At 59.3% G+C, this 18928-nt stretch carries 15 protein-coding genes and 2 pseudogenes; 14 read left to right on the top strand and 3 right to left on the bottom strand.

Features of this window, described 5'->3' with window-relative positions; translation table 11 throughout:
• The first annotated feature begins 604 nt into the window (after positions 1-604).
• Together BQ4888_RS00005 and BQ4888_RS00010 are read left to right on the top strand one after the other, a co-directional pair.
• Positions 605-1249, top strand: coding sequence for a hypothetical protein (locus tag BQ4888_RS00005; protein ID WP_140396572.1), 645 nt, complete (start codon positions 605-607; stop codon positions 1247-1249).
• Between the two features lie 58 nt (positions 1250-1307).
• Complete coding sequence (locus BQ4888_RS00010; RefSeq protein WP_092052107.1) at positions 1308-1871, top strand: hypothetical protein; 564 nt, start codon at positions 1308-1310, stop codon at positions 1869-1871.
• Positions 1872-2082: 211 nt separating this feature from the next.
• Here the strand turns inward: BQ4888_RS00010 and BQ4888_RS00015 are convergent.
• A pseudogene (locus BQ4888_RS00015) lies at positions 2083-2835 on the bottom strand (virulence RhuM family protein); the annotation flags it as partial.
• A gap of 63 nt (positions 2836-2898) precedes the next feature.
• Here BQ4888_RS00015 and BQ4888_RS00020 point away from each other — a divergent pair.
• The 3 genes and pseudogenes from BQ4888_RS00020 to BQ4888_RS00030 all read left to right on the top strand — a co-directional run bounded on the left by BQ4888_RS00020 (position 2899) and on the right by BQ4888_RS00030 (position 4834).
• On the top strand, positions 2899-3840 hold the full coding sequence (locus BQ4888_RS00020) for a transposase (protein WP_092053401.1): 942 nt from the start codon (positions 2899-2901) through the stop codon (positions 3838-3840).
• 28 nt (positions 3841-3868) lie between these two features.
• A pseudogene (locus BQ4888_RS17925) lies at positions 3869-4066 on the top strand (type II toxin-antitoxin system HicA family toxin); the annotation flags it as partial.
• A gap of 162 nt (positions 4067-4228) precedes the next feature.
• On the top strand, positions 4229-4834 hold the full coding sequence (locus tag BQ4888_RS00030) for an outer membrane protein (protein ID WP_092052109.1): 606 nt from the start codon (positions 4229-4231) through the stop codon (positions 4832-4834).
• Between the two features lie 75 nt (positions 4835-4909).
• Here the strand turns inward: BQ4888_RS00030 and BQ4888_RS00035 are convergent, their stop codons facing one another.
• Positions 4910-5314 carry a DUF4332 domain-containing protein gene (locus BQ4888_RS00035; protein ID WP_092052111.1) on the bottom strand — a complete coding sequence of 135 codons (405 nt, stop codon included), beginning with the start codon at positions 5312-5314 and terminating at the stop codon, positions 4910-4912.
• 338 nt (positions 5315-5652) lie between these two features.
• Here BQ4888_RS00035 and BQ4888_RS00040 point away from each other — a divergent pair, with 338 nt between their 5' ends.
• From BQ4888_RS00040 to BQ4888_RS00050, 3 genes are read left to right on the top strand one after another with little or no spacing between them, the layout of a single operon-like run.
• Positions 5653-7215 (top strand): TolC family protein, encoded by a 1563-nt coding sequence (locus tag BQ4888_RS00040; protein ID WP_092052112.1) that lies wholly within the window; start codon positions 5653-5655, stop codon positions 7213-7215.
• Positions 7202-8317 carry an efflux RND transporter periplasmic adaptor subunit gene (locus tag BQ4888_RS00045; RefSeq protein WP_092052114.1) on the top strand — a complete coding sequence of 372 codons (1116 nt, stop codon included), beginning with the start codon at positions 7202-7204 and terminating at the stop codon, positions 8315-8317. The genes BQ4888_RS00040 and BQ4888_RS00045 overlap by 14 nt, the downstream gene beginning before the upstream one ends.
• 3 nt (positions 8318-8320) lie before the next feature.
• On the top strand, positions 8321-11401 hold the full coding sequence (locus BQ4888_RS00050) for an efflux RND transporter permease subunit (RefSeq protein ID WP_092052116.1): 3081 nt from the start codon (positions 8321-8323) through the stop codon (positions 11399-11401).
• Between the two features lie 71 nt (positions 11402-11472).
• Here BQ4888_RS00050 and pfkA read toward each other — a convergent pair whose 3' ends face one another.
• A complete protein-coding gene (gene pfkA, locus BQ4888_RS00055; RefSeq protein WP_092052117.1) occupies positions 11473-12441 on the bottom strand; it encodes a 6-phosphofructokinase in 969 nt (322 codons plus the stop codon).
• 226 nt (positions 12442-12667) lie between these two features.
• On the opposite strand from pfkA, the gene BQ4888_RS00060 reads away from it, so the two are divergent.
• The 6 genes from BQ4888_RS00060 (at position 12668) to BQ4888_RS00085 (ending at position 18696) form a co-directional block, all read left to right on the top strand.
• Complete coding sequence (locus BQ4888_RS00060) at positions 12668-12895, top strand: hypothetical protein (RefSeq protein WP_092052120.1); 228 nt, start codon at positions 12668-12670, stop codon at positions 12893-12895.
• A gap of 167 nt (positions 12896-13062) precedes the next feature.
• Positions 13063-14568 carry a M16 family metallopeptidase gene (locus BQ4888_RS00065; RefSeq protein WP_092052121.1) on the top strand — a complete coding sequence of 502 codons (1506 nt, stop codon included), beginning with the start codon at positions 13063-13065 and terminating at the stop codon, positions 14566-14568.
• Entirely contained in the window at positions 14565-15983 is a 1419-nt protein-coding gene (locus BQ4888_RS00070; protein ID WP_092052124.1) for a M16 family metallopeptidase, read from the top strand. The genes BQ4888_RS00065 and BQ4888_RS00070 overlap by 4 nt, the downstream gene beginning before the upstream one ends.
• Positions 15984-16000: 17 nt before the next feature.
• Positions 16001-16630: a MarC family protein gene (locus BQ4888_RS00075; protein WP_092052125.1), complete on the top strand. Its 630-nt coding sequence runs from the start codon at positions 16001-16003 to the stop codon at positions 16628-16630.
• A gap of 51 nt (positions 16631-16681) precedes the next feature.
• Positions 16682-18097 carry a dihydrolipoyl dehydrogenase gene (locus BQ4888_RS00080; RefSeq protein ID WP_092052128.1) on the top strand — a complete coding sequence of 472 codons (1416 nt, stop codon included), beginning with the start codon at positions 16682-16684 and terminating at the stop codon, positions 18095-18097.
• A 71-nt stretch (positions 18098-18168) separates the two neighbouring features.
• Entirely contained in the window at positions 18169-18696 is a 528-nt protein-coding gene (locus BQ4888_RS00085) for a YkgJ family cysteine cluster protein (RefSeq protein ID WP_092052130.1), read from the top strand.
• Positions 18697-18928: the final 232 nt, after the last annotated feature.

Raw genomic sequence — 18928 nt, forward strand, 5'->3', positions numbered from 1 at the left:
AAATGGACCCTGCCGATCCGGGACTGGAAGGCGGCCCTCAACCGGTTTTCCATCCTGTTCGAAGACAGAATGCCAGCTTACTGATAACCGAAAACCAAACCATTTACACAAAATGATTTACACCGCCTTCCTGTGTTTTCTGCATTAGCCTTCATTTCTTTTATATACAAATATTCGAGCCATCTAGGCTTGAATCAGACAGTTACTGTTGAAATTTTCAGGAATTTCATAATGTGGCTTTTTGTTTCATGCTTTAGTGTAGTATTGATATCGACTATTTCAAAGATAATTGCTTTGAAAGCCTATGAAAGTATTGACAATTATGGTTTTTTCTCAACATTTTTGATTACAAATGGCGACAAAAACCAAAAAGAAAAAAACGACAAAAAGAACAGCAAGCATATGAGAAATTTTATAGGAAGCTGTTCTGTCAGTCTACTATTGAACATATCAGCCGGTATAATCACATACTATATATTTAAACAATGAAGCTTACCCAATAATGAAGGCGGACGATTGATACGGCGGTGATTCGCGAGAAGGTTTCTACAAATTCATACGGCGCGTCGTCGCCGCTTATCTAATTCAGTTAGCTTACAAAAATATGAACTTCAAATATCTACATATTGCATTTTTAGTCATCGTTGGAATTGTTTTAATAGCAGCGTCACTCTTGAACCATGAAAACAATGCCCTGCAAATTGCAGCAATCTATTTGGCAGCCATTTCATTTGCAAGCATTGCCTTTGCGTCAAACTTTCTTGACAGCAAACCCCTAACGAGCCGTGAACTTAGATTTTACGGAGTGGCATTAATAGCATTTGGAATTTTGCTTTTATGGCCAATACAAAAGGTCCAAAATGAAATTCAGAATATCGAAAATATAGAAACATTTGAGCGACTAAAAATAATCAATGCAAACATAATCAACTTAAACAAAAATATAAAAAATAATCAGAACTTAGATATTTCAGAGTTCGGAGAAATTTTTGCGGAAAACGAAAAAAAAGACTTGGGGAGCTTCAAGGTTTTCACATTTGCCATGGGTCTAGTAATCACTTTTTGTAATTTAGGACTTGGCGTTAACCTAATTTCGAATGGAATCCCAGACCTAAAAGACAATTTTTACATAAACAAGTTCCCAGACGAAATCATCGAAAAACTCGACGACATAAGTTTTTTTCTAAAATGCATACTGTTTTTTTCAATGTTTATTTTGGCTGGTGTTGTGTACTTAATAGTAAGTTAACACGGCTGATTGAACATTCGAATTGCACCTGTTATTTATTTGAAGAAGGATATCTCTAATGAAGAAAATATCAATAATTGCCATTGTCCTAGGATTCTTCTTTTTGTATTTCAGTCAAATAGCTCAGGCTAAAGGTCTTTCAAAATTCGATTTATCGTTAGGTGGGTATAAATTGGGGATGTCATTCGATGAGGCAACCGCAATTCGTCCGTTTTTTAGGCTTGAAAATTATAGACCACATCCAACTCAAAAAATGATTACTTCAGGTTACGTTGATATTTTTTATATTGAAGATATTGAGTACAGATTTAGAATTGAATTTGTTGATGAAAAAGTCGTAAAAATTCTCTGCAGGTTTTCCCCTTCTCATATAGAATCAGTTATGGAGAGCTTGATAGACGAGCTAGGTAAAGGTCAGGACAAAACAAAAATAATATCGAATATATCAGGTGGAGAGAAATTGATTTATAACACCCAATGGAACTTTCCAAACGCTAAAATAAACTTAATTGGTTTTGATATGAACACAGACTTTGCTACAGTCAGTTTAGTGTATTCAAATCTCAGGGAGAAGACTGAAAGAGAGGCTGTTTCTACAGAAAAAAATCAATCAATCAATTGAACCTGAATCCGTGAAAGGGGCTTAGGGGCAGGCTTCCACAACCCCCTGAAAATCTGGTCTCTTGCTGCCTTCTGACGACCTCGAAAGCTATCACAAACTAATCCGCGAAAAGCTCCTCAAAGAATTGTTCGGCTGATTTCGACGACGCTTGTTTCCAGAACCATCCGGCCAGTCGAGGATGAAACGACTCCCCTGAGCCGATTCCGGTCGGTCAGTCCTTGCCCTTCTCATCGTCCTCTGCGGACTCGATCTGTTTTACTATCCGATCAAAATCACTCTCAAACAGCCGGTCCTGCACAATGCGGTATTTTTCGAACTCGCTTTCGGCATGGACCTTGGCGATTTCGGCGCTGACCTTGCCGCTGTTTTGCAGGATGTCGCGTTCGGTGAATTCCAGGAAGGCATCGAGCCGCTTGGCCCAGTCCTCCATGGTCATGGGGATTTTGCGCTTGGCGCGATCCTCGGCCAGGTCAAGATAGGCGTTGACGATGCGCCCCAAGGCTTCCAACTCTTCCCTGGTCAGATAGTTCTTGGCCACCACTACATCGGTTTTCAGAATCTTGCCGTCCGGGGCCATCTCCCAGGTGGTCAGCCCCATGTTGATTCTGTCGCTGTCGGCCCGCTGGACGATCAGTTCGGCGGCGGTGTGGCCGTGAATGGCGAAGTGCAGCTTGTTCTGCACCTTGGCGAAAAATGTCTTGGTGGTCGGCGCGTCGCGGTTGTAGTCGACGCTGGTGGCGTAGATGTCGGTGATCTTCTGGTAAAAGCGCCGCTCGGAGAGGCGGATCTCGCGGATTTCTGCCAGAAGCCGTTCAAAATAATCCTCGCCCAGAAACGCGCCATTTTCCATGCGCTTCTTGTCCAGCACATAGCCCTTGATGGCGAACTCGCGCAGCACCTGGGTGGCCCATTGGCGAAACTGGGTAGCCCGCACTGAATTGACCCGGTAGCCCACGGAGATGAGGAAGGGTCTTAGGGTCAGGCTTCCAAGTTGACAAGTTGAAACGCCAAGGATAGATTTCTCCCCATGGCACGGAAACCACGCATCCATCTGCCGGGTGGACTTTATCACGTTATTTTCCGGGGCAACGGCGGGCAGGACGTATTTCTGGCCGCCGCGGACCGTTATCGTTTCTACCTTCTGCTTCAGGAGGGGACGCATCGGTTCGGCTATCGGGTTCACGCCTTCTGCCTCATGACCAACCATATCCACCTTGCCGTCCAAATAGGCGATATCCCCCTGTCTCGCGGCATGCAGAATCTCTCCTTCCGTTACACTCGCTGGATCAACCGTCGGGAAAACAGAACCGGCCATCTCTTTCAGGGTCGCTACAAAGCCGTACTGGTGGATGGGGACAGCTATCTTCTCGAATTGGTTCGCTATATCCACCTCAACCCGGTGCGGGCCGGGCTGGTCGCAAACCCCGAAGAATATCCCTGGAGCAGTCATTGCGCCTATCTTGGAAGGGAAACGCTCCCGTGGTTGACCACCGATTGGCTACTGGCACAGTTTGGGGAACAACTCGAAAAGGCGCGCGCCGCGTATACGACTTTCGTGTTTGATGGCTTGAACGAAGAACGCCGTCCCGAGTTTCACGGTGGCGGTGTCGATTCTCGCCTTCTCGGCGATGACGATTTTATGGACAAATGTCTGTCCGACTCAGGGGGAATGCCGCTCCGCCTGACGGCGCGACAAATTATCGACCAGGTATGCCGCGCCTATCGGCTCGACCCGTTGATTTTGCAGGCGAAATCACAGCAAAGAGATGCTTCGGAGGCTCGGGCGGCGGCGGGCTGGCTGGCCCGTGAATCGGGCTGCGTGACCCTTACCGAGATTGCCGGGCTGGTGAACCGGGATGTGGGAAGTATCAGCTCAGCCGTGCGCCGCTTGTCGGATCGCCTTGAGAATGAGCCGGATTTGGCCAAGAGGATGAAGGCTCTGAAAACGGTCATCGAAAAAACAACTTAGCAACTTGGAAGCCTGACCCTGCCTTCCCCTTGGCCGTCTCGGTTATCGCGTGACCCGTCAAACGGGCAGCCACATCCGACTTTCCACGTCCGAAAAGGGTGAACATCACATCACTATTCCCGCCCACAATCCCTTGAAAATCTAGACTCTCGCCGCCATTCTGACCGACCTCGAAAATCATCACAAACTAACCCGCGAAAAGCTCCTCAAAGAATTGTTCGGCTGATTTCGACGCCGGTTGTTTCCAGAACCAGCTGGTCAGGGAAGTGCCGTATTCCTATCGTCCGCACTCCAAGGACAAAAGAAGGTTTTAAAATTTCTTCATCAGGCATAGACTGCCCCTTGGTTTTACCGTTTTCCATTCCACAACGGATGAAGAGGAGGCTTTATGCGAAGACTGTCGATGATGCTTGTCTGTGCGCTGCTGGTGCTGGGCGTTGGCGTGGCGTCGGCCTGGGCGCGGCCTTATGTTTCCGGGAATGCCGGGGTGGTTCTGGTCGACGATGCCGAGTTGCGGGATAACTACGGCGACCGGGCCGAACTTTCCTTCGATGCCGGCGCGGGTTTTTCCGCCGCGATTGGCGGGTCGAACGAAAACGGTCTGCGCGGCGAGGTGGAATTTGCCTATCGTTACAATGAAATGGATGAATTCAATGCTTCCTGGGTGAGCAACTATCCGGTTGGCGGCGAGGTATCTGCCTTTTCGGTGATGGGCAACCTGATCGTCGACTTCTTCCCGAAGGAGATGATCTGCCCCTTCATCCTCGGCGGCATCGGCTTCGCCACCATCGATGCGGAGATCGATTATCTCGGCAGCGACAACGACAGCGTTTTTGCCTACCAGCTCGGCGGCGGCGTGGCCTTTTCGGTGGGGCCGTACACCAAACTCGATCTTCAGTACCGCTACTTCGGCACCGAAGATCCCGATTTCGCTGGTATCGAAGCCGAGTACGACACCCATAACATCTTTTTTGGTGTCCGTCAGAGTTTCTAGGGACCGCGCGACCTGACCACGCAAAAAAGGCCCGGCAACGGATGTTGTCGGGCCTTTTTGCGTACTGACAGGGTTTCAGTAATGGATGATACGGGGGAGCTGTTTGGCCTGGTCGATCCAGTTCTTGACCTGGTTGACCGAGGGGAGCTGGCGCACCCGGGGGCGTTTGTCGTTGGCGTCGATGAGCATGCGATGGAGGTTGTCCGGGGTGCGTTTGGCCAGTTCGGGAACGGTGTCGACCCCGGCCCCTTCGAGCAGGTCGGCGTATTCCTCGCCGATGCCGCGGATGCGGAAGAGGTCGGCGTTGTTGAGCCAGCGCAACAGCACCGGTTCGGCGATACCGCTGGCTTTGGCGAGTTCCTTGCGTTTTTCGGGGGTTCCTCCCCGGTCCAGTAAGGTCTGCACCGAATGGATGCCGATGGTCTTGAGTCGTGTGGCGAATTCCTCGCCGATCCCCTCGATCCCTTTCAAACGGGTCATACCTCATCTCCTTGCCGACATAATGTGATGATGACCAACATGGTTAGCGATTGTTCTAAACAATAGTTAATTATTCATGGAGTGCAAGGCCGGGCGCTAAATTTAGTCCGCGTTTTTGCCTTTCGTCTGCAATGGCGCCGGTTGGAGTTGACATCCCGGGAGGTATTTTTAATACTTGTTGACCACCTTCGGCACTTTCCGCATTCCTATACTTTTATCGGGGTTTTTTATGATTTCTCGCTGGGATAAGCCGTTTTCTTCGTCGTTTCGCCGGGGCTTCGCCGGTTCGAGCGCTCTTCCGTGGGAGCGACCGGCGTGGCCGGGGAGGGGATGAGACCATGCCGCGACTATTGCTGTTGGCCGGTCTTTGCCTGCTGCTGACGGTTGCGCCTGTTGCGGCGGAAGAGGAGGCCGTACTGCCGCCGCTGTCCCTGCGGGAGGCGCTCTTTCGCGGCCTGGAGGAAAACTTCGACCTGCTGGCCGAGCGGGTCAATCTGCCCATCGGGCGCGAGGATGTGACCGTCGAAGAGGCCCGTTTCGATCCGCTGGCCGATGCTGTCCTCTCGATGGAAGGCGAAAGAACGCCGACCGCCTCCGGTTCCTATGTCGGTCCCTATGCCCGCCGCCGCGAGCTTCTGGTCGGGGTTGGCCTGGGCAAGGTCTTCGAAACCGGCCTCGCCGCCCGTCTGGCGCTGGAGAGTTCCCGCCTTCAGAGCAACGCCGACGCCGCTCGGCTCGATCCCGAATATCGCAGTTACCTTGTTCTCGACCTGCGCCAACCGCTGTTGCGCGATGCCGGCGCCGAAGTCACGACCACCGAGCTGCGGCTGGCCGATCAGCAACTCGAACAGGCCCGTTTCGACTATCTCGACCAGGCCCAGCGGTTGGCCGAGGAAATCGAGTTGGCCTATTTCGAATTGGCTCGCGCCCACGAGATCCTGCGGCTGCGCATCGAATCGCGGGAGCTGGCGCGGGAACTGCTCCTGGGCAACAACGCCAAGTTCGAGGCGGGGATCGTGCCGATCACCGAAGTGCAGGAGGCGGAGACGGCGGTCGCCGCCCGCGATGAGCAGGTCGTTTCCGCCCGTCAGCAGATGGAGACGGCCGCCCATCGGCTCAAGGATTTGCTCGAAATCACCTACAACGATCCCCGCGCCTCCGGACCGCTTTTGACCGAGCCCCTCCCCGGAACCGATCAGGTTCGCCCCGATCTGGAAGCGGCGCTCGCCCTTGCCCTGGACAGCCGTCCCGATCTCGAACGGCAACGGCTGGAAATCGCCAGTCGCGATATCCGCCTGGCCTACCAGCGGAACCAGCGCCTCCCCCGCCTCGATCTCGAAGCCAGCTTGGGTGTCAATGGTCTCTCTGGTGAGGCCGACGGCTCCGGGGCCCTCGCCGCCCGGCGCTACGAAGGGGATTACTGGCGTTCCCTCGATGAAACGGGGCAGGGGGATGGCTACGAGTGGTATGCCGGGCTGCGCCTGGAGTATCCGCTCGGCAATCGTGCCGCCGATGCCCGCTACCGGCGGGCCGGACACGAAAAGCGCCAGGCCTTGTACCGCCTGAAAGGGCTGGAAACGACCGTCGAGACCGAGGTGCGCAACACTCTCACCGCCGTCGAGCGCGGTCTGGAGCGGGTGCGGGTGGCGGAACGCTTTCAGGGGTTGGCCGACGTGACCTTGAGCCAGGAGATGGAACGCCTCGGCGAGGGGCTGAGCGATACCTTCCGGGTGCTCGACTTCCAGGACGACATCATCGAGGCGCGACTGCGCAAGGTCAACGCCCTGGTCGACTTCAACCAGGGGCTGGCCGGTCTCTACCGGGCCATGGGCGCCAACCTGGAACGTCACGGCATCCTCCCCCTTTCGGAAGACAAGGAACTTGCTCATGGTCAAGATTGATCGTTTTTTGCCGGCGCTGACGGCCCTTGCCCTGATGCTCTCCCTGGGTGGTTGCGGCGAACCGCCGCAGGAGGCGACCCGGAAGGAAACGCCGCCGACGTCGGTACTGCTGGGCGAGGCAACGGTCCGCCGGGTCGAGGTGACTCTGGAGCAGGTCGGAACCCTGACTGCCGGCCAGGAGGTTACCTTGCGCAGCGAGGCGGAAGGACAGGTGCTGGAGATCGCCTTTCAGGAAGGGCGTCCGGTGCGTCGGGGGCAGCTGCTGGTCCGCCTCGATGGGGCCAAAATCCGCGCCGGTATCGCCGGCTACGAGGCGCAGATCGTCGAATTCAACGCGCGCCTGGAGAATCTCCTCCGCACCCTGGAGCGCAACCGGCCGCTGTTGCAGAAAGGGCTCATTTCCCGCTTGCAGTTCGACAACCTCGAAACCGAGATCGCCGAGGTACGGGCGCGGATCGAACAGGCCCGCGCCAATCTCGTTCGCGAACAGGTGCGCCTCGCCGATACGGAGATCCGCGCCCCCTTCGACGGAACGGCCGGGGTGCGCACCCTGTCGCCGGGGGATTACCTCAAGATCGGCGATCCGGTGGTGCAGGTCGTCGATCTCGATCCCCTGGAAATTTCCTTTCGTGTCGCGGAACGCTTCAAACCGAAATTCTCCCTTGGCCAGCGGGTCGATCTTCAGGTTTCGCCCTATCCGCAACAGACCTTCAGTGCCGAGGTCTCCTTCATCGCCCCCGGGGTCGATGAGGCGACCCGCACCTTCCAGGTCAAAGCCCGGGTGGAGAATGCCGACCATCGGCTCAGCCCCGGCCTCTTCGCTCGGGCCGTCGTGGTCACCGACATCTTTCCCGAGGCGGTGACCGTTCCTTGGGAAAGCGTCATTCAGACCGAGCAGGAGACCTATATCTACATCGTCGAGGGGGATATCGCCCGCAAGGTGCCGGTGCGCCTCGGCCAGGTCACCCCCCAATGGGCGCAACTGCTCGACAGCGATCTGGCGCCGGGGACGCCGGTGATTCTCGAAGGCAAGTTCGCCAGCCGCGACGGCGCCAAGGTGGCGCCGAAGGCGTTGGGCCCTGCCGCCGAGGGGAGAAAATAGCCGATGTTTCTCCCCGATCTCTCCATCCGGCGGCCGGTGACCGCCACCATGCTGGTGCTGGGGCTGGTCATTTTCGGCCTGATCGGTCTTTCGCGTCTTGGGGTCTCGCTTTATCCCGAGATCGACGACCCGGTGGTGACCGTCACCACCGTCTGGCAGAACGCCCGGCCGGAAGAGGTGGATAACGAGATTACCGACACCCTCGAAGACGCGGTAAGCGGGGTCAGCGGCATCAAGCACATCACTTCGGAGAGCCAGGAAGGGCGCTCACGGATCACCATCACCTTCGAGTTGGGCAAGGATATCGACGTCGCCGCCCAGGAGGTGCGGGACAAGGTTTCGGCACGGCTGCGGCGCCTGCCCGACGATGCCGACATCCCGGTGGTGGATAAACTCGACATCAACGCCCAACCGATCATGTGGTTGGCGGTTACCGGCCAGCGCGCCATCGAGGATCTGACCTATTTCGCCGATGTGCGCATTCGGCCGATGCTGCAGAAGATCGAGGGGGTCGGCGAGGTCAGTGTCGGCGCCGGCCGCGAGAAGCAGATCCACATCCGCCTCATGCGCGAACGGCTGGCCGCCTACCGTATCGGCGTGGATGAAGTGATCGACGCCATCCGTCGCCAGCATCTTGAGATTCCCGGCGGTAAGATCGATTCCCTGGACAAGGAGTTCCTCATCCGCACGGTGGGGGAATTCGACAGCGCCGAGGCCTTCAACGAGCTGATCGTCACCCATCGTGACGGCGCGCCGATCCGCCTCGGACTGCTCGGCACCGCCGAAGCCGGACGGGACGAAGTGCGCCCCGCCGGTCGTTTCACCCAGGGGGGCGAGTCGCTGAAGACCGCCGCCCTGCGCGTTTCCCCCCGATCCGGAGCGAACGAGGTTGCCATCGCCCGCGCGGTCAAGGCAACCCTGCCGGAGATTCGCCGCATCCTCCCTGAAGGGATGAATATCCATGTCGCCACCGACACCACCCGTTTCATCGAAAAGTCGATCCGGGAAATCGAGATTCAGCTGGTCTTCGGCGGCATCGCCGCCGCCCTGGTGATCCTCCTTTTTCTACAGAACATCCGTACTACCCTGATCAGCGCCGTCGCCATCCCCACCTCGATCATCGCCACCTTCGGCTGTCTTTACGCCCTCGGCTTCACCATGAACAATATGACCATGCTCGGGCTGGTGCTGGCCGTCGGGCTGGTCATCGACGACGCCATTGTCGTCGTCGAAAATATCTACCGCCACCGCTCCAGCCTCGGCAAAAACCCGATGCAGGCCGCCTTCGAGGGTTCCCACGAAATCGGTTTCGCGATCATCGCTACCACCCTGGTGCTGGCCGGGGTCTTTCTGCCGGTCGCCTTCATGGGCGGGATGATCGGCCGCTTTTTCTACGAGTTCGCCGTGACCGTCGCCTTCGCCGTCGTCTGTTCGACCTTCGTGGCGATGACCGTGGTGCCGATGCTCTGCTCGCGCTTTCTCAAGCTCGGCTCGGCCAACTTTCAGGTCTTTCGCATCTTCGACCGGGTCATGGAGGGGGCGGCGAATTTCTATCGGGTGAGCATGCGCGCCGTCCTGTGCCAACGGATCTGGATGGTGCTGGTGGCCGGTCTGGCCCTCGGCGGCGGCATCTGGCTTTACACCCTGCTCGGTCAGGAACTGATCACCGAGGAGGATCAGGGGCGTTTCATGGTCCGTTTGCAGACCCCCTTATCCTATTCCATGGATAAAACCGAGGGGGTGCGCCAGCGGGTGGAGGACTATCTCAAAGAGATCCCCGAGGTCAGTCATTTCTTCTCCTTCACCGGCTTCGGCGGTTCCAACCGCGCCAGCGCCTTCGTCACCCTCGTCCCCCGGGGGGAGCGGAGCCGCAGCCAGCAGCAAATCCAGACCGAGGTGCGCCGTTTTCTGCGCGGCCTGCCCGACGTGCGCGGCAACGCCACCGCTATCTCCCCTCTGGGGGGCGGGCAGCGCGCCGAGGATGTGCAGCTCGTCATCCAGGGGCCGGACATTGCCGTCCTCGATCGGGTCAGCCGCGAGCTGATGAATGAAATCGAGACGACCCCGGGTTATTCCGGAGTCTCCCGCGATCTGGAGATCGGCAAGCCCGAGGTGCGGGTGCGCATCGATCGGGAGAAAGCGGCCGAGGCCGGGATCAGCGTCGAGAATATCGCCGCGACCGTCGGGGCGCTGCTTGGCGGCATCGAGGTGGCGGACTACAAGGAGGGGGGGAAGAGCTACGAGATCCGCCTGCGCCTGCAGGCCGAACAGCGGCAACTGCCGGGGGATGTGCAGCGCATCTACCTGCGCGACGGCAGCGGTGAACTGCTCGACGTGAGCGGTTTCGTCAGTATCGAGGAAGGGGTCGGGCCGAGCGTCATCAATCGCCTCGACCGGCAGCGTTCGGCCACCGTCTATGCCACTCTCGAAGGGGGCAAATTGTTGGGAGAGGCGATCCCCGAGGTGCAGGCCCTGGCCGAGACCCTGCTGCCCGAAGGCTATGTCGTCAAGTTCTCCGGCAGCGCCGAGACCCTGGGGGAAACAGGGCGTTACGTCCTTTTCGCCTTCCTCCTTGCGACCATCCTGACCTATATGGTCCTCGCTTCCCAGTTCGAAAGTTTCACTCAGCCGCTGGCGATCATGATGGGGCTGCCCCTTTCTTTCATTGGTGCCTTCGGCTTGCTGCTCCTGCTGGGCAACACCCTCAACCTCTATTCGATGATCGGACTGGTGCTGCTCATCGGTCTGGCGGCCAAAAACGGCATTCTCCTCATTGATTACGCCAATCAGCTGCGTCGTTCCGGCGTGGGCCTCGACGAAGCGCTGGTCGAAGCTGGGGCTACGCGCCTGCGGCCGATTTTGATGACGGCCATTTCGACCATCGCCGGGGTGTTGCCCGTTGCTCTCGGCATCGGCGAAGGGAGCGAAAGCCGCCAGCCGATGGCCGTCGCTATCTCCGGCGGGCTCTTCTCCTCCACCGTGCTGACCTTGGCGGTGGTGCCAGTCATCTACAGCTATCTCGATCAGTTCAGTCGGTGGCGGGGCTTCGGGAAATTCAAAGGCTGGCTGATGGCGCGGGAGTAAGAGAGGGGGCTTCCGATGGATGGGGATGAAAACAAGGGCGCGCCGCAAACTTCCGGCGCGCCCTTGTTGCGTCAGACGCCGAGGGTGGCGGCGAGTTTGACGATAACCGGATCGATGCCGCGCCGGCCCTTGGCGAGCACCTCTTCGATGTCGGTCAGTTGGATGGATGAATAGGAAAGACCGACCATCTTGCCGCCGTCGCCGGCGAGCAGGGCCTCTACCGCCGCCACCCCAAAGCGGGCGGCGAGGGTGCGGTCGAAGGAGGTGGGGGAGCCGCCGCGCTGGTAGTGGCCGAGAATCATGACCCGGGTCTCGAAGCCGATCTTGTCCTTGATCTGGTCGGCGATCTGTTGGGCTTTGCCGGCCCCTTCGGCGACCATGATGATGGAATTGCTACGTCCTTCCTGATAGCGGCGGCGCAGGTTTTTGCAGATGTCGTCGATGTCGTAAGGGGCCTCGGGAATCAGGGCGTATTCGGCGCCGCTGGCGATGGCCGACATGACCGCCAGGTAGCCGCAGTTGCGCCCCATGGTTTCGACGACGAAGGTGCGGTCGTGGGAAGAAGCGGTATCCTTGAGGCAGTCGACGGCGTGGATGATGTTGTTGAGGGCGGTGTCAGCCCCCAGGGACATGTCGGTGAAGGGGATGTCGTTGTCGATGGAGGCGGGGATGCCAATGACCCGGATGCCCTGCCGTTGCAGGGCGTGGGCGCCGCGCAGGCTGCCGTCGCCGCCGATCACCACCAGTCCCTCGACGCCCAGCCCCTTGAGGTTGTCGGCGGCCAGGCGCTGCCCCGCTTCTTCCATCATCTGCTTGCAGCGGGCGCTCTGCAGAAAGGTGCCGCCGCGCTGGAGGACGTTGCTCACCGAACGGGTCGTGAGCGTTTCATAGAGGCGATCGATGAGGCCGGTATAGCCTTTCTGGAAACCGACGATTTCCACGCCGGCGGCGAGACAGGCGCGGACCACGGCGCGCACGGTAGCGTTCATGCCGGGGCTGTCGCCGCCGCTGGTCAATACTGCAATTCGTCTTCTGCTCATGGGGGGCTCCGTTGCGTCGGGGTGGTTCGGATGGGCCGTTGGCCGACGGAAAAATGAATCAGGGCTTAAAATAATCCTCACTGGGCACTTTGTCGACAGCTTTGTTCCCCTCCGGTAATTCTTGACAGACAGGGGTGGCCAGGTACTCTTTTAAAGTAACGCCGCTCCTCTTCGGGCCGGCGTGGCCGTCGAGCAAACTTCTCGGGACGGCCGGAAAGGTTGGAATATGAACGACAACCTGCGGCAGGATTCTCTGCGGATCCCTGTAGCCGGGGCGCTCTCTGGATCCCCTTCCTTTGCCCGGGAACTCGACGAGCTGCGCCGGGAAGTGGAACGGATGCGCCTGGAATTGACCGCCCTCAAGAATTTCATGAAAGTCGCCAACTCTTCCTTCAGCGAACAGTTTCCCCTGCTGCTGGAAAAAGCCCAATGTGACGGCGGCGATTCTCACTGAAATTCTGTATTTGTTCCCCTTTCCCCCGCCCGTTCCCTCTCCGTGTTTATTTCCCGACCTCTCTTTCGATTAATTTGGGGTTTCGCAAAAAGCGGTGCTCGGCTATCCTGTCGAGTGCCCGGCGAAATTTTCCGGAATACGTTCAATTACCCAAGACAAGGAGTCCCATGCTGTCAAAACATTGTCTGCTGCGGGGTCCGGCGACCCTTTTCACCCTTTTTCTGCTGTCGCTGACGACCCTGGCCGGGGCCGATACCCTGGCCGAAAAGGTGCGTGAACACACCTTCGCCAATGGCCTCAAGCTGCTTCTGGTCGAGCGCTCCGACGCACCGACCTTTACCGCCTACATCACCCTCGGCGTCGGTTCGGTGCACGAAACGAGCGAAACCCGCGGCGTCGCCCATCTCCTCGAACATATGCTCTTCAAGGGGACGACCACCCTGGGGACGAGTGACTATGCCCGGGAAAAACCCCTGCTGGACGAGATCGAGGAAGTGGGGGTCCGGCTCGACGCCCTGAAGGGGCGCAAGGATGCCAATCCCGAGGAGTTGGAGACTTTGCGCCAACGGCTGGGCGAGTTGCAGGAACGGCACAAGGCCTTTGTGGTCAAGGATGAATTCTCCCGCATCTACGCCGAAAACGGTGGCACCGGCTACAACGCCTTTACCGGCAAGGATCTCACCACCTATCTCGTCTCTCTGCCCGCCAACAAGCTGGAGCTCTGGGCCGCCATCGAGGCGGACCGGATGAAGAACGCGGTGCTGCGTGAGTTTTTCACCGAGCGCGAGGTCATTCAGGAAGAGCGGCGGCGGTCTTACGACAGCGACCCCCGGGGGATGCTCTACGAACATCTGCTGACCACCGCCTTCACCGCCCATCCCTACCGCAACCCGATCATCGGCTGGCATTCGGATATCGAAAACCTCTCGCTGGAGGAAACCCGCGATTTCCTTCAGCGTTATTATGCGCCGGTGAATACCGTCATGGCCCTGGTCGGCGATCTCGATTTCGACGCGACGGTGGCCATGATCGAGCGCTATTTCGGCGACATCCCGCCGGGGACGCCGGTGCCGCCGGTGACGGCGGTGGAGCCGCCGCAGCGGGGGGAGAAACGGGTGTCGGTGGTTTTCGACGCAGAGCCGTCGCTGCTGGTCGGTTACCACAAACCGACCCTGCCGGAGCGGGAGGACTATGTCTTCGATCTCATCGACCTGATTCTCGGTCAGGGGCGCACCTCCCGCCTCTATCAGAGCCTGGTGGTGGAAAAACAGCTGGCCGCCGATATCTCCACCTCGGCCGCCCCCGGTTCCCGTTATCCCAACCTTTTCGTGATCTCCGCCACCCCCCGCCACCCGCACACGACGGCGGAAGTGGAAGAAGCGATTTACGCCGAACTCGAACGGCTGGCGAGCGAGCCGGTAAGCGCGGAGGAGTTGACCCGTTCCCGCAACCGGCTGGCCACCGACCGGCTGCGCTATCTCAAGACCAATTCCGGGCTGGCCCGGATGCTGACCTACTACCAGACCATCGCTGGCGACTGGCGCTATCTGGTTGATTACGACGAAGAGGTGGCGAGCATCGGTGCCGAGGAGATCATGGAAACGGCCAAGCGTTACTTCAGCCCGGCCAACCGCACTGTCGCCGTGTTGAACAAGGAAGGGGGTCAGCGATGATCCGCACGTTTCGTTGGCTGCCGTTGATCCTGTCTCTGCTCCTTGCGGGCTGCTCCGCCACGGCGCCGGTGCGGCCGGACCAGCTCAGCTTCGCCCCCCTGGAATTCGAGGTGCCGCGCATCGAGGCGGTGACTTTGGCCAACGGCATTCGCCTCTATCTGCACGAGGATCATGAACTCCCCCTGGTGGAGATCAGTGTCATGACCGGTTCGGGAGGGATCGCCGATCCGCCGGAGCAGACCGGCCTGACTGATCTGCTGGCGGCGCTGCTGCGCACCGGCGGAGCGGGACGCTTCAGCCCGGAGGCCTTCGATCACGAACTGGAGCGCATGGCCGCCGACTTTTCCGTGGCCGCCGACACCTACACCACGCAGATGGCCCTCTCGCTGCGCCGGGACGACCTGCGCGCCGGGCTGGAGATGCTCCACGCCGTCCTCTATCAGCCGAAATTCGATGCCGGGCGGCTGGAGTTGGCGCGCCGCCAGGCGATCGAGCTGGTGCGCCGCCAGGACGACGATCCCGGCTCCCTCGCTTCGCGGGAGCTGATGCGCGCCCTCTACGGCGAACATCCCCTGGGGCGTTCGCCGAGCGTCGCCGGTCTGGAATCGATCCGGCGTGAGGATCTGGTCGAGCGCCATCGCCGCGACCTGGCCGAAGCGCCGCTCTGGATCGGCATCAGCGGCGATTTCGAGAGTGCGGAGGTGACGCGCCTGATGACGGAAATCTTCGCCGACCGGACCGCCGGTCCGGGGAGCAAGGCGCCGGTGCCGCCGCTGGTGCCGGCCGAAGCTCCGGCGCTGTGGCTGGCCGAGAAGGAGATTCCGCAAAGCACTATCCTCTTCGGCGAGGTTGCCATCGACAAGGACAACCCCGATCTGCCGGCGGTGCGGGTGATGAACTTCATCCTCGGCGGCGGCGGCTTCAATTCCCGGCTGATGCGCGAGGTCCGTTCCAACCGCGGGCTGGCCTATTCGGTCTATTCCTACTACGACGTCGGCCGGCGCCTGCCCGGACCCTTCGTTGCCGGCTGCGAAACCAAAAACGGCGCCGCCGCCGAAGTCGTCGCCCTGATGCGGGGGATCATGAACGATCTGCGGGATAAGACAGTGACGGCTGAGGAGTTGCGACTGGCCCAGGAGAGTTTGATCAATTCCTTCGTCTTCGCCTTCAGCGACAGCCATCAGGTGCTGAACCAGCAGATGCGCCTTGATTATTACGACTATGCGCCGGATTATCTGCAGACCTATCGTGACAGGATCGCCGCCGTCAGCGTCGCGGATGTCCAGCGGGTCGCCCGGACCTATCTCAACCCCGACCGCCAGCAACTGGTGCTGGTGGGCAATCCTGCCGAGTTCGCCGCTCCCCCCGAAAGCCTGGGGCTGCCGGTGCGAAAAGTGGAGCGTAAAAAACCTTAGGGGGTGAGGAGCAGGGTATGGATTCATCTTTCACTCTCTTTGCGGCCTTTGCCCTGCAACTCTTCATCATCGTCGACCCCATCGCCGGGGTGCCGGTCTTTCTCGCCATCACCCCGGACAATACCCGCGCCCAGCGGCGGGCCATGGCCGTTCGCGGTTGTCTGGCGGCCTTCGCCATCCTTGTTTTTTTTCTCCTTGGCGGGCGCTGGCTGATGGACTATTTCGCCATCGAAACGGCGGCGGTACGGATCTGCGGCGGGCTTTTGCTCTTCGGGATCTCCCTGGAGATGCTCTATGGCCGTCCCACCGGCACCGGCACCAGCCCTCGGGAAGAGCGGCTGGCCGAGGCCAAGGCGGATATTTCCATTACCCCCCTGGCCTTCCCCCTGCTGGCGGGGCCGGGTGCCATCGCCACCGGGCTGATCTTCGTCGAACAGGTCCATTCAGCGAGCGATTATCTCGCCCTCTTGGCGGCGAGTGCCCTGGTTTTTGTCGTCACCGCCCTGTTGCTGCTGCGTGCCGATGACCTGTTGCGCTTCATCGGCACCCTGGGCGCGGCCATCGTCACCCGGCTGATGGGGCTGGTGCTGGCCTTTCTTGCCGTCCAGTATGTCATTGAGGGCATTCGCGGGGCCTTCGCTTCCTGAGGACGAAAGACCGCTGTTGATTTCATTCCCTGTTTTTATCTGGAGGAGACTATGGAGCAAAATTTCGACGTGATCATCGTCGGCGCCGGTTCCGCCGGGCTGGCGGCTCTGCGTGAGGTGCGCAAACGTACCGATAATTTTCTGCTGATCAACGACGGCCCTTACGGCACGACTTGCGCCCGAGTCGGCTGCATGCCGTCGAAGGCCCTGATCGAGGCGGCCAACGCCTTTGCCCGGCGCAAGGATTTCCCCGCTTTCGGCATTTCCGGCGGCGAGTCCCTGACCGTCGATATCCCGGCGGTGCTGCGCCGGGTGCGGAGCCTGCGGGACAAATTTGTCGGCGGCGTGCTCAAGGCGACCGAGGATCTCGGCGAGCGCAATCTCGCCGGTCGTGCCCGGATGATCGACGCGCAAACTGTCGAGGTCGACGGCCGCCGTTTTCGGGCCAAGCGCATCGTTCTCGCCCCCGGCAGCCGCCCCGTTGTCCCCGAAGCCTGGCGTGCTTTCGGCGATGGAATTCTCACCACCGACAACCTCTTCGAACAGGCCGACCTGCCGGGGCGCATGGCGGTCATCGGCCTCGGCGCCATTGGTGTGGAAATGGCCCAGGCCCTCGCCCGCCTCGGTATCACCGTGACCGCCTTTGACCTGAGCCCGCGCCTGGCGGGCCTCAGCGACGAGGAAGTAAACGCGCCCTTGGTCAAGCTGCTGGAAAAAGAGTTCGCCATCCACACCGGGGAAGGTGCTGAGTTGCGCCGGGTCGAAGGTGGCATCGAAGTTACCGCCGGCGCGGCAAAGGTGGTCGTTGACCGGGTGCTGGTCGCCATGGGGCGGCGCCCCAATGTCGACGATCTGGGGCTGGAGACCCTCGGCATTCCCCTGGATAAGCGCGGCCAGCCGCAGGTCAATCCCACGACCCTGCAAGTGGCCGATCTCCCCATCTTCCTCGCCGGGGACGCCAACGGCCAGGCGGCGCTCCTGCATGAGGCGGCGGACGAGGGGCACATCGCCGGCCTCAACGCCGTGGCCGAATCGATCCACTGTTTCCAGCGCCGCACCTCCCTGGCCGTCGTTTTCTCCGACCCCGAAGTCGCGGTGGTGGGAAAACGCTGGAGGGAACTCGACTCCGAGGCCGTCGTTGCCGGCAAGGTTTCTTTCGCCCGACATGGGCGGGCCCGCACGGCGGAGAAGAACAAGGGCGTGCTGCATATCTATGCCGACAAAAAAAGCGGACGGCTGCTCGGCGCCGAGATGTGCGTCCCCGCCGCCGAGCACATGGTGCATTTGCTGGCCCTGGCCATCGAGCGGGGCCTGAAGGTCGGGGATCTGCTGCGCATGCCTTTTTATCATCCGGTCTATGAAGAAGGCTTGCGCAGCGCTCTGCGCGAGCTGGCCGGGCAATTACCCTGCGCCGGTGAGTCCGATCTGGCGAGCTGCGGCGCTTATACTATCGAGGCGTTGGATTAAGGGTAGGCTGAAGGCTGAAGGCTGAAGACTGAAGGCGGAAAACTGAAGGCGGAAGGCGGAAGGCGGAAGGGATGGAGAGACTTAGTAATTATCGGCAGTTGGTGGCGCGGGTGGATGAGCTTTGTGCCCGGATCGAAGGGGACTTTCGCGAGGGGATTTTCTGTCGACGGGGGTGTGACAGCTGTTGTCGGCACCTGTCTCTTTTTCCGGTAGAGGCGGCGGCGCTGACGGCGGCACTGGCCGAGGCCCCGGAGGGGCTGGCGACGGAGATTCGCGAGCGCGCCCGGGAGGCGGCGGAGGACGGCCCCTGTCCGCTGCTCAAGGACGGAGCCTGCCTGCTCTACGCAGCACGACCGCTTATCTGCCGTACCCACGGCCTGCCCCTGCTTGGCCGCCGCGACGGCGAGCGTTTCATCGACTACTGCCCGTTGAATTTTCAGGGGATGGAGAGTCTGCCCGCCTCGGCGGTCATCGACCTGGAAACGCTGAACGCCACCCTGGCGGCGGTCAACCGGCTGTTTGTCAAGGAGTCGGGTGGGGACGAAGGCCGCGCCGAGGAACGGATCACGATCGCCCGAGCGTTGCGGTCGGATGTCTGAATCATATTATTACTCAGGTACTTAAGTCATATTTATTGACGAAATGGATGAGCCTGAAAAAAGTTGTTTTTCACCACAGAGACACAGAGGACACAGAGAAGTCAAAACCTGGATGAAAAAGATAATCTTGTCCATCAGGAGGAGATCTTTCTTTCGGGTTTATCGGGTTTAAGCTCTTTGTTTTTCCTCTGTGTTCTCGGTGTCCTCTGTGGTGCAGCCTTTTCTGCTCTAT

Source organism: Desulfuromonas acetexigens, from assembly GCF_900111775.1.
Taxonomy (GTDB): domain Bacteria; phylum Desulfobacterota; class Desulfuromonadia; order Desulfuromonadales; family Trichloromonadaceae; genus Trichloromonas; species Trichloromonas acetexigens.

Coding starts and splice junctions, on each gene's coding strand:
- BQ4888_RS00005 (WP_140396572.1), top strand. CDS start 605: ATGAACTTCAAATATCTACATATTGCATTTTTAGTCATCGTTGGAATT.
- BQ4888_RS00010 (WP_092052107.1), top strand. CDS start 1,308: ATGAAGAAAATATCAATAATTGCCATTGTCCTAGGATTCTTCTTTTTG.
- BQ4888_RS00020 (WP_092053401.1), top strand. CDS start 2,899: ATGGCACGGAAACCACGCATCCATCTGCCGGGTGGACTTTATCACGTT.
- BQ4888_RS00030 (WP_092052109.1), top strand. CDS start 4,229: ATGCGAAGACTGTCGATGATGCTTGTCTGTGCGCTGCTGGTGCTGGGC.
- BQ4888_RS00035 (WP_092052111.1), bottom strand. CDS start 5,314: ATGACCCGTTTGAAAGGGATCGAGGGGATCGGCGAGGAATTCGCCACA.
- BQ4888_RS00040 (WP_092052112.1), top strand. CDS start 5,653: ATGCCGCGACTATTGCTGTTGGCCGGTCTTTGCCTGCTGCTGACGGTT.
- BQ4888_RS00045 (WP_092052114.1), top strand. CDS start 7,202: ATGGTCAAGATTGATCGTTTTTTGCCGGCGCTGACGGCCCTTGCCCTG.
- BQ4888_RS00050 (WP_092052116.1), top strand. CDS start 8,321: ATGTTTCTCCCCGATCTCTCCATCCGGCGGCCGGTGACCGCCACCATG.
- pfkA (WP_092052117.1), bottom strand. CDS start 12,441: ATGAGCAGAAGACGAATTGCAGTATTGACCAGCGGCGGCGACAGCCCC.
- BQ4888_RS00060 (WP_092052120.1), top strand. CDS start 12,668: ATGAACGACAACCTGCGGCAGGATTCTCTGCGGATCCCTGTAGCCGGG.
- BQ4888_RS00065 (WP_092052121.1), top strand. CDS start 13,063: ATGCTGTCAAAACATTGTCTGCTGCGGGGTCCGGCGACCCTTTTCACC.
- BQ4888_RS00070 (WP_092052124.1), top strand. CDS start 14,565: ATGATCCGCACGTTTCGTTGGCTGCCGTTGATCCTGTCTCTGCTCCTT.
- BQ4888_RS00075 (WP_092052125.1), top strand. CDS start 16,001: ATGGATTCATCTTTCACTCTCTTTGCGGCCTTTGCCCTGCAACTCTTC.
- BQ4888_RS00080 (WP_092052128.1), top strand. CDS start 16,682: ATGGAGCAAAATTTCGACGTGATCATCGTCGGCGCCGGTTCCGCCGGG.
- BQ4888_RS00085 (WP_092052130.1), top strand. CDS start 18,169: ATGGAGAGACTTAGTAATTATCGGCAGTTGGTGGCGCGGGTGGATGAG.